11 protein-coding genes are annotated in these 12,646 nt (G+C 33.5%); 6 read left to right on the top strand and 5 right to left on the bottom strand.

The window, feature by feature from the left end; translation table 11 throughout:
• Nucleotides 1-71: 71 nt before the first annotated feature.
• The 3 genes from ABD859_RS03250 to ABD859_RS03240 are packed head-to-tail and all read left to right on the top strand — an operon-like array spanning nt 72 to nt 2,633.
• Nucleotides 72-797: a polyprenol monophosphomannose synthase gene (locus ABD859_RS03250; RefSeq protein ID WP_345140195.1), complete on the top strand. Its 726-nt coding sequence runs from the start codon at nt 72-74 to the stop codon at nt 795-797.
• A gap of 9 nt (nt 798-806) precedes the next feature.
• Nucleotides 807-2,147, top strand: coding sequence for a dihydroorotase (locus tag ABD859_RS03245; RefSeq protein ID WP_345140192.1), 1,341 nt, complete (start codon nt 807-809; stop codon nt 2,145-2,147).
• A 9-nt stretch (nt 2,148-2,156) separates the two neighbouring features.
• Nucleotides 2,157-2,633 (top strand): DUF4296 domain-containing protein, encoded by a 477-nt coding sequence (locus ABD859_RS03240; RefSeq protein ID WP_345140189.1) that lies wholly within the window; start codon nt 2,157-2,159, stop codon nt 2,631-2,633.
• 1 nt (nt 2,634) lies between these two features.
• On the opposite strand, the gene ABD859_RS03235 is transcribed toward ABD859_RS03240, so the two are convergent.
• Nucleotides 2,635-3,636, bottom strand: coding sequence for an NAD-dependent epimerase/dehydratase family protein (locus tag ABD859_RS03235; protein WP_345140186.1), 1,002 nt, complete (start codon nt 3,634-3,636; stop codon nt 2,635-2,637).
• A 225-nt stretch (nt 3,637-3,861) separates the two neighbouring features.
• Here ABD859_RS03235 and ABD859_RS03230 point away from each other — a divergent pair, with 225 nt between their 5' ends.
• Both ABD859_RS03230 and tyrS read left to right on the top strand, forming a co-directional pair.
• Entirely contained in the window at nt 3,862-4,368 is a 507-nt protein-coding gene (locus tag ABD859_RS03230; protein ID WP_345140183.1) for a hypothetical protein, read from the top strand.
• Nucleotides 4,369-4,513: 145 nt separating this feature from the next.
• Nucleotides 4,514-5,812, top strand: a complete 1,299-nt coding sequence (gene tyrS, locus ABD859_RS03225) for a tyrosine--tRNA ligase (RefSeq protein WP_345140181.1) — start codon at nt 4,514-4,516, stop codon at nt 5,810-5,812.
• Nucleotide 5,813: 1 nt separating this feature from the next.
• On the opposite strand, the gene ABD859_RS03220 is transcribed toward tyrS, so the two are convergent.
• The 4 genes from ABD859_RS03220 to ABD859_RS03205 all read right to left on the bottom strand — a co-directional run bounded on the left by ABD859_RS03220 (nt 5,814) and on the right by ABD859_RS03205 (nt 11,577).
• Complete coding sequence (locus ABD859_RS03220) at nt 5,814-6,794, bottom strand: LuxE/PaaK family acyltransferase (protein WP_345140179.1); 981 nt, start codon at nt 6,792-6,794, stop codon at nt 5,814-5,816.
• A gap of 146 nt (nt 6,795-6,940) precedes the next feature.
• A complete protein-coding gene (locus ABD859_RS03215; protein ID WP_345140177.1) occupies nt 6,941-7,279 on the bottom strand; it encodes a T9SS type A sorting domain-containing protein in 339 nt (112 codons plus the stop codon).
• Nucleotides 7,280-7,386: 107 nt separating this feature from the next.
• Nucleotides 7,387-8,571, bottom strand: a complete 1,185-nt coding sequence (locus tag ABD859_RS03210; protein WP_345140174.1) for a hypothetical protein — start codon at nt 8,569-8,571, stop codon at nt 7,387-7,389.
• Nucleotides 8,572-8,820: 249 nt separating this feature from the next.
• Nucleotides 8,821-11,577 (bottom strand): TonB-dependent receptor, encoded by a 2,757-nt coding sequence (locus ABD859_RS03205; RefSeq protein WP_345140172.1) that lies wholly within the window; start codon nt 11,575-11,577, stop codon nt 8,821-8,823.
• 233 nt (nt 11,578-11,810) lie between these two features.
• Here ABD859_RS03205 and ABD859_RS03200 point away from each other — a divergent pair, with 233 nt between their 5' ends.
• Entirely contained in the window at nt 11,811-12,494 is a 684-nt protein-coding gene (locus ABD859_RS03200; protein WP_012022635.1) for a response regulator transcription factor, read from the top strand.
• Nucleotides 12,495-12,646 lie beyond the last annotated feature (152 nt).

Raw genomic sequence — 12,646 nt, 5'->3', positions numbered from 1 at the left:
TTTTATTATGTATTTATTATGAACCGAATGCTATAAAAAGTTTACTTTTGCGGTGAAATTACCGAGAAAAAATGAATGATAGTATTGTCATAATTCCCACATATAACGAGATTGAGAACGTAGAAAGTATAGTAAGAGCCGTACTTTCGCAACACAAACCTTTTCACCTTTTAATAATTGATGATAATTCGCCGGATCATACTGCAGATAAAGTTATTGCTTTGCAGGAAGAATATCCGGGAAGATTATTTCTTGAAAAAAGAGCTAAAAAAGCAGGATTAGGAACTGCGTATGTTCATGGTTTTAAATGGGCATTAGAACATAATTATGATTTTATTTTTGAGATGGATGCCGATTTTTCGCATAACCCAAATGATCTCGAAAAATTGTATGATGCCTGCCATTTTGGTGGTGCAGATTTAGCCATTGGTTCGCGTTATGTAAAAGGCGTTAATGTGGTAAACTGGCCCCTAAGCCGAGTTTTAATGTCATACTTCGCATCAGTCTATGTAAAATTTATTACCGGAATGAAAATTCATGATGCAACTGCGGGTTTTGTATGTTACAAAAGAGAAGTTCTGGAGAAAATTAATTTAAACAAAATAAAGTTTGTTGGATATGCGTTTCAAATCGAAATGAAGTACAGAACATATTGTGCTAAATTTCAGATTACAGAAGTGCCTATTATTTTTACAGACAGAACAAAAGGTGTTTCTAAAATGAGCAACGCTATTATTAAAGAAGCTATTTTGGGAGTAATTTCTCTTCGATTAAAAAAATTAGTCAATACATTATAAAGATAGAACATGAAAAGGATTTTAATTAAAAATGCCAAAATTGTAAACGAAGGGTCTATTTTTGACGGCGATGTTTTGATCGAAAATGATCTTATTGTTGAAGTTGCAGATAGTATTAGTTTAAAAACTTCTGACTGTATTGTCATAGATGCCGAAGGAAGTTATTTAATGCCGGGCGCCATCGACGATCAGGTGCATTTTAGAGAACCTGGTTTAACGCATAAAGGCGATATAGAATCAGAATCCAGAGCCGCTGCTGCGGGAGGAATTACTTCTTTTATTGAACAGCCAAACACGGTTCCAAATGCCGTTACTCAGGAAATATTAGAAGATAAATATCAAATTGCTGCCCAGAAATCATTTGTGAATTATTCATTTATGATGGGAGCAACTAACGATAATCTGGAAGAAGTTTTAAAAACAAATCCGAAAAATGTTGCGGGAATTAAAATTTTCCTTGGTTCATCAACAGGAAATATGCTGGTTGATAACGAGGCAACTTTAGAAAGAATTTTTTCAAGCACGCCAATGTTAATTGCTGTGCATTGTGAAGATGAAACTACAATTCAGAATAATTTAGCAGAATTTAAAGAAAAATACGGCGAAGATATTCCTGTAACGGCTCATAATTTAATAAGAAGTGCCGAGGCTTGTTATCTTTCATCTTCAAAAGCTGTGGCTTTAGCAAAAAAGACCGGAGCAAGACTTCATATTTTTCATCTTTCGACTGCAAAAGAAATGGAATTATTTACAAATAAAATTCCGCTAGAAGAGAAAAAAATTACTGCTGAGGTTTGTGTACACCATCTTTGGTTTACTGATGAAGATTATAAAACAAAAGGAAATTTCATAAAATGGAATCCGGCCGTAAAAACAGAAAGTGATAGAAAAGCACTTTGGGAGGCTTTAAATGACGGACGAATTGACGTTATTGCAACAGATCATGCGCCTCATACTAAAGAAGAAAAACAACAATCGTATTTAAAAGCTCCATCTGGAGGACCGCTTGTGCAACATGCAGTTGTGGCGATGTTTGAAGCACATCATCAGGGAAAAATCAGTGTTGAGAAAATCGTTGAGAAAATGTGCCATAATCCAGCAAAGCTTTTTAAAATTGAGAAAAGAGGTTTTGTTAAAGAAGGTTATTTTGCCGATTTAGTAATTGTAAATCCAAGCTTGCCGTGGAGTGTAAACTCTGATAATATTTTATATAAATGCGGCTGGTCTCCTTTTGAAGGAACTACTTTTAAATCGAGAATTACACATACATTTGTAAATGGCGAATTGATATATAATAACTTTAAAGTAAAAGATATCCGCGCCGGAAAACGTTTATTGTTTGATAGATAAAAAGCTGAAATGAAGAATTTTTTAGTAATAGTATTGGTTTTGTTTCTTTCTGTAAGCTGTAAAAAAGAGGTTGTTAAACAGCCTGCAAAGCTTATTGAGAGAGAAAAAATGATTGATATTATGTATGATTTATCTCTTTTGGAGGCAATGAAATATCAGCATCAGGAATTAATAGATTCTACAGAAACAAATCCAACAAAGTTTATTCTCAAAAAATATAAAGTAGACAGTCTTCAGTTTGCGCAGAATAATATGTATTATGCTGCAGATTACGAAAACTACAAAGATATGTTTGATGAGGTAGGAAAGCGTTTGGCCAAAGTTCAAAGAGCGACAGATTCGATTGTAACCATCGAAGATAAAAAAGCGGCTAAAGAAGCTAAAAAGAAAAAGAAAGAAGTTGTAAAAGATTCTGTTAAAAAAGCAGAACCATCACCTATAAATATTGATTCAATAAAAAAGGCGAGAAGATTGAAAAGAAGATAATTTATAACTTCGAAATGTCTTTTATATATTGATGTACATCTAAAAAAACCGTTCCCAGAGCGGTTTTTATTTTTTCATTTGAATACAGATTTTTTGAATAAGAAGCTTTTGCAGTGGCTTTGGTAAGTCTTCTTTTTTGGAAAAATAAAGCAGCAAATATACTGTCTGCAATCCATAGAAAATGCATTAAAAACGGTGTTGCATGACGACGTGGTCTTTTTACCTGCAATGTATCAGCAATTGTATTCAGGATGTCTTTAAAAACAATATTGTCTGCAATAAGTGTAAAACGTTCGTTTTTAATATCACTTTTCATTAACTGATAGGCCGTTTCTACAACATCATCAACAGTAATAAAACCGGTGCTTCCAAGCGTATAAAACGAAAGTCCGTTGGCAACTTTTGTATATAATTCGGCGCTTCCTTGTTGTTTGTTTTTAGATTTGGGGATTGGTCCCAAAATAACACCGGGATTTACAATAATTACATTTAAACCTTCCTGATGTGCACGCCAGACTTCCATTTCGGCGCCATATTTAGAAATGGCATAATCACTGTGTGGTTTTTCCGGATTCCAGTCAGTTTCTTCTGTAATATAAGTTTCGTGTGAAGCTAAATCTCCTAGAGCAGCAATTGAGCTTACAAAGCAGAATTTTTTAATTTCGCGGGCAATCGAAAAATTAACCATATTGGCTGTTCCTTCGATATTTATTTTTCGAAGCGCTTCTTCATCTTTTGGATCAAATGAAATTAAAGCAGCGCAGTGATAAACATATTCAATATCATTAAAAGCAATTTCGAGAGAAGGCACATCTAGAATATCGGCTTCAAGCCATTCTATTTTTTTAAATAAATCAGCTTTATTATATAAAGCAAAAACCGATTTTGTTTTTTCAAGAGTATTCAGGCTGCGGTAAATTGCCCGCACATTTTCTCCATTTTCAATTAAATGCAGTAATAAATGTGCGCCTACTAAGCCAGTTCCTCCTGTTACTAATATCATTTTGTAAAGATAAGTTTTTGCTTGGAAGGAGCAAAGCAGCGAAGAAACAAAGTTGCAAGGTTTATTTGATTTGCCACAAAGACGCTAAGGCGCAAAGTTTTGTTTTATGATTATGACTAAAGTTTTTTACTCTTTAAAAACAAAGAAGTAAAATAGGTTTGTTTAAAATTGATTAAAAGTAAGAATAGTTTTATTTTTGGTTTTGGAATTGTTAAAATGCAGATTATGAAACAACAAGATACTTATATGATAGAGCTGAATGCGATGCTTGAAAAAGCTATAATGAGAATGAAGATAGAGAACCCCGGTTTTATAATTTATACAGCGAGTATTTGTACAGATCGCGCTGCTAAAGTCAGTGCAATAAGTTTTGATAATAAGGATAATTCATTTCAAAATGTAGAAAAATCAAATGATTATAGTAGAAAGTATTACGAAATGTATTTGTCAGAAGGAAATTTTGAAACCGCAGACCTGTTTAAACCAAAAGAAAGTGATAGATTTTGTAACCCGGCCGATTTTGAGCTGGCGGATTTTGTTGAGTTTAATCACAATTTTGTGCCTTCTCAATGGTATTCAATTCTTGTTAGGTTTGGAAAATTAGCTTTTCAAAAAATTGCTTCGGAATTAAATGTCGATCAGGGAAATTTTGAATTGGGTATTAACAGTACTAAAGACTGGTATGATAAAAAATGGAACATGAAAAATTTTAAAACCGGTAATGAAATTTAAAGTTGCTATGGTTTTAATTAGAATGTAATTTTTAAGATTTAAAAATTTGATATTAATATTGTTATTGCCATTGAATTTGTCATTCTCATTGTTTTTTTGACTTTGCCATTGCCATTGATTATATTTGCGCAAAATATTTTAAAAAATGAAGAATCTAGTTGAAGAATTAAAGTGGCGCGGTTTGTACCATGATAGCATGCCAGGAACGGAAGAACAATTGCTAAAAGAGGTAACATCTGCCTATATAGGTTTCGATCCAACAGCAGATTCACTGCATATAGGCAGTATGGTTCAGATTATTTTGCTGGTTCATTTAAAGAATTTCGGACATCAGCCAATTGCTTTGGTTGGAGGTGCAACAGGAATGATTGGAGATCCATCTGGAAAATCTGATGAAAGAAATCTGCTTAACGAAGAAACTTTAGCGAAAAACGTTGCCGGAATTAAAAGTGTTCTGTCTCGTTTCTTAGATTTTAATTCAAGTGAAGCAAATGCTCCGGTTATGGTTAATAACTATGATTGGATGAAGGAATTCTCATTTATTGATTTTGCACGTGAAGTTGGAAAACGTATCACGGTAAATTATATGATGGCGAAGGATTCTGTAAAAAAGAGATTAAACGGAGAAATAGGTGAGGGAATGTCTTTTACCGAATTTACATATCAATTAATTCAGGGTTACGATTTCTATCATTTATATAAAAACAACAATTGCGTTTTGCAAATGGGAGGTTCTGATCAATGGGGAAATATTACCACAGGTACAGAATTAGTACGCAGAATGGGTGGAGAAAGTGCAAAAGCTTTTGCCTTGACAACGCCTTTGATTACAAAAGCTGACGGATCTAAATTTGGAAAATCTGAAGGAGGAAATGTTTGGTTAGATGCTGATAAAACTTCGGTTTACAAATTCTACCAGTTTTGGGTAAACGCTACGGATGCAGATGCTGAAAAATACATCAAAATTTTCACTTTCTTAGATAAAGAAACCATTGATTCTTTAATTGCAGAACATCAGACAGCTCCACATTTAAGAATTTTGCAAAAGAAATTAGCAGAAGAGATTACTATTTTTGTTCACAGCAAAGAAGAATTAGAGAAAGCAATTCAGGCTTCAAATATTTTATTTGGAAATTCGACTGCTGATGATTTGAAAAAATTAGATGAAAAGACTTTCTTAGAGGTTTTTGACGGTGTGCCGCAAGCTGAAATTGCAAAAGCTGACTTAGAAAACGGATTGGATATAATTACTGTTTTAAACGAAAAAACGGGTTTCTTTAAATCAAACGGAGAAGCAAGACGTGCTTTAACAGCAAATTCAATTTCGGTAAACAGAGAAAAAATAAAAGAAGATTTTGTTTTAACAGCAAATGATTTGATTAATAATCAGTTTGTGTTATTACAAAGCGGTAAGAAGAATTATTTTGTGATTAGAGCGGTATAAATTAAAGGACCATCAAATTACAGCCGCGAATATCAGAATTATCAAAACGTCCCAATACCTCGAAAGAGTTGTTGGGATTTTTTTTGCCTAAATCCTGAGTGGCAATAAAAGAGCAGGAATTAATATTGGCTAAATCAATAACGTTAATCCCGCCGGTTTTTCCATCCTGAATATAAGTTAAAGCATCTTCCGGATCGCGTACCAAAATATGCATCCATGACGGACATTCGAATACACCTTCGCCTAAAGAATAAGCCTGTGCTAAAAGTTCGGTCATTCCATATTCTGAATGAATAGAAGAAACCCCAAAACCTTTGCATAGAATTTCGTGTAATTCTTCACGAATCATTTCTTTGCGTTTGCCTTTCATTCCGCCGGTTTCCATAATGATGGTGTTTTGGAGGTTGAATTGGTGTTTTTCGATTAAATCTAATAAGGCATATGTAACGCCAATTAAAATTACATTTTGACCAGATTCGTCCAGCTCAGTAAGTTTTTTAATTAAGTCGTCGTGATTATGTAAATAAAAGCCACTTTCAGGCTGATTGGATAGTTTTATTAAATCTTCTACCATATAAATAAGCGAAGATCCCTCGCGTTCTAAATAAGACGGCAAAAGGGCTAAAACAACGTAATCTTCGATATTGCCATAAAATTGAGAAAAACCTTTGCGGTAGCTTTCTTCATAAAGGGAAACATCGGTCACTAAATGTCGGCTTGTAATCATTCCGGTTGTACCGCTGCTTGTAAAAGTTACCTGAGCAGGATTTTCGTTTGAAACAACATCATGGCTTTTGAAAAACTGAATAGGCAGAAAAGGAATCTGTTGTAATGATTTTACTTTTTGAATATCTGTTTTTAAAAAATCACAGAAATCACGATACACCGCATTATTCGCATATTGAAAACGAAAAACTTTTAACGCGGTTTTTTCAAATTGTTTGTGGCTTGAAATCGTAAATATATCGCTGGCTGTAATCAAAACTTTTTTTGTGCAAAGATATTGTTTTTAGTTTTTAGTCTGGATTTTTTAGTCTCAGTTTTCAGTCTCGGTTTTTTGGCAAGCAATAAATGAAAACTGTGACTGTAAACTAAAAAAAAAGCTCCAAAAAGGAGCTTTTTAAAATTTTATCGAATAATTAGTTTCCGTGTTGCAGATGCATTTTGTTCGCTTATTCTTATGATGTAAACGCCGGGAGGTAAATCTGAAACGTTTAATTCTTTTGTAGTTAAATGTGCCTGTAGTACTTTTTTACCTAAGATGTCGAAAACGACAATTTCTTTTTCAAAATCATTTTTGGAAGTAATATACACTTTTCCGTTTACCACTGGGTTAGGGTACAAGCTAAGACCCTCAATACCCGCCGGGTCCTGAGTTTTTGGTAATTGTTTACTGTCTTGTGCAGAAACACTAACAGTAAAGAAAAAAGCCAATAAGAATGTAATATAAAAGTAGTTTTTTGCCATCGCGTATATTTGGATATTGTAAATATACAAAAAAAATTACAAAAATTACACCAAAAAAAAACATCCTAAATATTTAGGATGTTTTTAACATTATGTGTTCGAAGTTATTAGAAACCTACTGTCCATCCAGCAGCCCATGTTGGTTGAGCAACACCAGCTCCAGCTCCAGTTGCAGTAGCAGACTTAACAGCTACTGCACTTACGTCAGCAGAAGATGCGTCTGTTTTCTTTCCTTTAGTTTCTGCAGCTATATCAGCAGCGAAAAGTACGTTTGTAACTTTTAAAGCTGTTGGTACAAAAGCGATAGTTTCATCATTTTCAACATCGATACCAGTTTTCCATCCGCTTAAAACTACGTTAGAAATTTGACCTTTAGTTCCTCTTCTAAATTTAATAGCTTGGTTTTCAGTGTAGATAGTTGCATCTGCAGTACTTCCAGGACCAACAAGAGTCATGTTAGTGATTGTTGGGTTAGCAATTGGAGTGTTAGCAAAACCGAATTCGAAGTTATCAGCCTCAATTCCTCTGTTTCCTTTTCCGAAAGCTAATTTACCATACCAGTTAGTGTTTGTTCCGCTCCATCCTTCAGTCCAGTCAAATTGGTCATCTTCGTTACCAATAGCAACTAAGTTTGAAGTATTTACAGTTCCACCAAAGAATTCGAATCCGTCATCTGAACCGTGGAAAGCCTGAACGTTTTCTACAACTGTTCCAGAACCAACTCCAAAGAATGAAAGAGCGTTGAATTCTTTTTCAGTATTAAAAGCAGCTCCAGCGTACTCAATTCTTAAATATTTAATTACTCCAGAGTTATCGTTAGCAACAGTACCACCATAAGTTAAATCAGCAACTTCAGATTGAGCTGTACTAGCACCACCAGTTACACGGTTGATAGGAGCTTTACCACAAATTACTAATCCTCCCCAGTCACCAGCAGCTTTAGTAGTTAAACCAGATGTCATGATAACTGGTTTTGCAGCTGTACCGTTTACGTTGATTTTACCTCCTTGTGCAATTGCGATATAAGCAGATGTTCCTCCAACTCCCTGAATTACTGTTCCAGCAGGAATAGTAAGAGTAGCGCCAGAGTTAACTTGAAGTTTTCCTGTTAACTTGTAAGTAGTTGCCGCGTCAAGAACTACTTCTCCATCAGTAATTGTCCCTTTAAAATCATTTGCATTTACAACAAATGTTGATTTTGGTTTGTCGTTGTTGTTGTCACTAGAGCAGCTTGCGAATAAACCTGCAGATAAAGTAACAATTCCAATTAATTTTACAATTGAGTTTTTCATAATTGTGTTGTAATTTTTGTGTTTAATTTCTTGAGGCAAAGATGGAATAGAAATCCTTTTTGGATGTTAAGTAACTGTAATTGTTAGTTTAATAAAAACGAAATTTAATATTAAGCTAATGTTAGGTTTGTAAAATAAAAACAAAGCATTTTTCTTGCTTTTAAAGAGGCTGAGTGAGTTAGCTGTTTTTATAAAATGAAAAAAGCCGGTTATTACACCAGCTTCTTTCGTCTCACTATTTTTATTTGATTAGAATCCGTAGCTTAATTTAAAGCTTAATCCTAATCCTTTTTTGTATGATAATACGTTTACATCTCCAGTTGCATTTTCCTGAACTCTGTTAATTGTTGGGTCAAGAATGTTTTTTACAATAAAATCTAATCCTAAGTTCTTGTTCAATTTTGTTTTTGCAACAAAATCTAATGATCCAAAAGCTTTGTCAACTAAATCTCCTCTGTCGCTTGTACCAATTGCATTGATACGATCAGAGAAATATGTATAAGCAAGGGTTGTATTTAAACTTCTGTCGTTGTTTCCTTCTGCAAAGTAAGAGATATCAGCATTTAATAATAAATCAGATGCTCCGGTAAATTGACTTTTAGAATTTGTAAAATCAACTTGATAATCTGTTTCTCTTGCTACTTTTTCTTCGTTTAATTCCTGATTACTGTATAAGTACGAAGCATTAATTCCTGCAGATAATTTTCTCGCATTTACTTCTCCAAAATTAAATAACTGTTTACGGTATTCTACTTCTGCACCAGCTACATATCCGTAATCACCTGTATTAAGAAACGAAATATCATTTGAAGAAGAGTTAATTGTTACCTCGTTTATTGGATTAAGAATGTATTTACCAAAAGCTGTAAATGAGATTAACTCGTCGCTTTTAGGAAACATTTCCCATTTAATATCAAAGTTATAATCGTCTGATTCGTATAAGTATGGATTACCAATTTTTGATTGAATAACTTCTTCGTAAATAAATAATGCTCTTTCTTTAAATTGAGGAAGTGTGTAAGTTTTGCTAAATCCTAAACGTAAATTTTGTTTTTCGTTTAACTCATATTTCATTGTTAAGCTTGGTAGGAAAGCAAATTTATCGATAGAATCTTCTCCTGTATCACCTAACTGAGTATTCCAGTCAACATCCTGAACTAATGATTCTACGCGAAGTCCTAAAACAGCTGTAAGTTTTGGGTTGAATTTATACTCTGTATTTACGAAACCTCCAAAGATTTGTAATTTACCGTTGTAAGTTTGAGGATCTAAAGCGTTAGAAATTTGAGAGTTTCCTCTAAAAGTTGAAATTTGGAAATAACCATTATCTAAATTCTGCTGATTGTAAAATAAATCTAAGTTGTTTGGATCAACGATATAGTTTCTGTAACCATCCATAGACTGGAAGTTAAACTGAGTTGCTTCGAAGTTTCTTGTTTTAGTTCTTGCTGTTGCACCAACAGTAAATTTTCCTTTAAATTCGTCTTCGCTGTTTTTGTTGAATTTGTAATCAACAGAAACATTTGCCGCAAGTTCATCTTCTTTCAAACTCTGAAAATATCTATGATTTTCTGGTCTTGAAATAGTAGAAAGTACATATCCGGTTGGCTCATTTCTAAAAGTGTTTTGAGCTCTGTCTGGCATAGATCCGTCAACTAAGTTGTATGAAACACCCCAGTTTAATTTAGATCTGTCGCTTAATTTATGATCTCCTAATAATTGGTTTACCCAAAGACTGTTTTTTTCATAAGTAAAACGACGAATTAAACCATTTCCGTTGTTAGCAATATCAACGATATATCCGTAATACTCTTCTTTACTTTGGTTTGAAGTATTGATATAAAGTGTATTGAAATTAATTTTATTATTTGAATTGATTTTGTAACCAGCATTAAACAACCCAGTTGTGTTGGTGTTGTAGCTCATATCTGTGTAAGAAGAGAAATCTTTATTTACTACGCCAGCACCGTTAACACTTCCTTTTGCTGTACCGTTTTTAACAGAAGTATAATCGTTTCCGAAATTTAAAGTTGCAAAGAAGTTTAATTTTCCATCATCGCCAACTTTAAAAGATTTTCCTCCAGAAATCCCAATAGATCCTGCAAAAGGAGCTTTTCCATCCATTTGCAATGTATTGTAATTGTATTGGGTTAATGGACTGTTTGGAATAGATGGATTATCAAAACCAAAACTGCTGATCCCCCTTTGAAGTTTAAAATCTTTTTCGCCAATTGCATTTGTGTTTGCATTTGATCCTAATTCGATTTTAAAGAAACCGTCTCCTTTGTAATCTTTAGAAACAATATCAACATTTCCTCCGGCAAAATCTCCGTATAATTTACTGCTGTATACTTTATCAATAGAAACATATTCTACGATATCTGTAGAAAAAATATCTAAGCTGATGTTTTTCTTTTCAGGATCGTTTGACGGAATAGGAAGTCCGTTCATTGTTGTAGAGTTGTAACGATCTCCTAAACCTCTCACAAAAATATTTCCTGTGCCTTCTTGTTTTGTAATACCTGTTGTTTTTGCGACTGCACTTGCAACGTCACTTACTCCTTTTCTGGAAAGTTCCTGCGCACCAATAGATTGTTTAATGTCTACAGCATTTTTTTGATCTAGAAGTAAAGCTGATTCTTTTTGTCTGCTTCCAGTAGAAGACTGAACCACTACATCTTTAAGAGTAAAACTTCCAGAAGAAAGTGCCTGATTTATAACCACAGTTTCGCCTGCTTTTGCAGTAACTGGAGCTTCTTTAGATTCATATCCTAAAAAACTAAAAATTAAAGTATAGTTTCCCGGATTTACGCTCAACGAATATTTTCCGTCAACGTCAGTATTTACGCTAATGTTTGTACCTTTAATTAAAACATTTGCAAAGGGTAACGGATCATTGTTCATTTCTTTATCAGTTAGAACGCCAGAAATCGTACCTTTGTTTTGCGCGATCGAAATCGTACAAATAAATAGTGCAATAAATAGAAATCTTAAATTGAATTTCATTAGTGTGTTGTGTTTAATTTATTTTTGTGCAAAGAAAGAACCGCGCTGTAAAGTCCATGTTACGGACTTGTTATGTTTTTGTGTTGTTAAGATTATCAAATTGTTACCAGATTAAATTACCGTTAACACCAGTTTTTAAAGGTTCATTTGTTAGTATATTTACTCCGTGAAATAAAAAACATCGGATAAATAATTACGAATATTTGATGTAAAAATCTCAATTTTTGCTATTTATGAAAAAAACACAAACTAAGATTTTATTAGTTGACGACGAACCAGATATCTTAGAAATCGTTGGCTATAACCTTGCTCAGGAAGGCTACCAGATTGTAACAGCTTCTAACGGAAAAGATGCTATTGCAAAGGCGCAGAAAGAATTGCCGGAATTAATTATTATGGATGTGATGATGGCAGAAATGGATGGAATGGAAGCTTGCGAGCATATTAGAAAAATTCCTGAGTTAAATAATGTTATCATAACATTCCTTACGGCAAGAAGCGAAGATTATTCGCAAGTAGCTGGTTTTGATGCAGGTGCCGATGACTATATTACAAAGCCTATAAAACCAAAATTATTAGTCTCTAAAGTAAAGGCTCTGTTAAGAAGGTTAAAAGAACAAGAAGTTGTTACAGATACTATAAATGTTGGCGGAATCGAGATTAACCGTGAAGAATACAAAATCATAAAAGGTAATGTCGAAATTGCTCTTCCAAGAAAAGAATTCGAATTATTTTATCTTTTGGCTTCTAAACCGGGTAAAGTTTTTAAAAGAGACGAAATCTTAGATAAAGTCTGGGGCAACGAAGTTGTTGTAGGCGGCAGAACCATTGATGTTCATATTAGAAAACTGCGCGAAAAAATAGGAGAAGATCTTTTTAAAACAATCAAAGGAGTAGGATATAAATTTGAGGTGTAATAATATTTAAAATGCTGAGGTTCTTAGTTACTAAGCTGCAAAGGTTTGGAACTTGAATTTTAGTAAAGATTAAATACATTCAAATCGTTTTAAAATATTCAATACATTTAAACCATATAAGAATTGAAGTTTATGTAATCTTCATTTTCTTA

The organism is Flavobacterium ginsengiterrae, from assembly GCF_039539785.1.
GTDB classification, from domain to species: Bacteria; Bacteroidota; Bacteroidia; order Flavobacteriales; family Flavobacteriaceae; genus Flavobacterium; species Flavobacterium ginsengiterrae.
Note: the sequence above shows the minus strand (reverse complement) of the source record. Positions and strands in the feature narration are given on the sequence as shown.

Excerpts from the sequence above, each read along its gene's own strand:
- ABD859_RS03250 (WP_345140195.1), top strand. The coding sequence starts at position 72 with ATGAATGATAGTATTGTCATAATTCCCACATATAACGAGATTGAGAAC.
- ABD859_RS03210 (WP_345140174.1), bottom strand. The coding sequence starts at position 8,571 with ATGAAAAACTCAATTGTAAAATTAATTGGAATTGTTACTTTATCTGCA.
- ABD859_RS03200 (WP_012022635.1), top strand. The coding sequence starts at position 11,811 with ATGAAAAAAACACAAACTAAGATTTTATTAGTTGACGACGAACCAGAT.
- ABD859_RS03215 (WP_345140177.1), bottom strand. The coding sequence starts at position 7,279 with ATGGCAAAAAACTACTTTTATATTACATTCTTATTGGCTTTTTTCTTT.
- ABD859_RS03205 (WP_345140172.1), bottom strand. The coding sequence starts at position 11,577 with ATGAAATTCAATTTAAGATTTCTATTTATTGCACTATTTATTTGTACG.
- ABD859_RS03235 (WP_345140186.1), bottom strand. The coding sequence starts at position 3,636 with ATGATATTAGTAACAGGAGGAACTGGCTTAGTAGGCGCACATTTATTA.
- tyrS (WP_345140181.1), top strand. The coding sequence starts at position 4,514 with ATGAAGAATCTAGTTGAAGAATTAAAGTGGCGCGGTTTGTACCATGAT.
- ABD859_RS03230 (WP_345140183.1), top strand. The coding sequence starts at position 3,862 with ATGAAACAACAAGATACTTATATGATAGAGCTGAATGCGATGCTTGAA.
- ABD859_RS03240 (WP_345140189.1), top strand. The coding sequence starts at position 2,157 with ATGAAGAATTTTTTAGTAATAGTATTGGTTTTGTTTCTTTCTGTAAGC.
- ABD859_RS03245 (WP_345140192.1), top strand. The coding sequence starts at position 807 with ATGAAAAGGATTTTAATTAAAAATGCCAAAATTGTAAACGAAGGGTCT.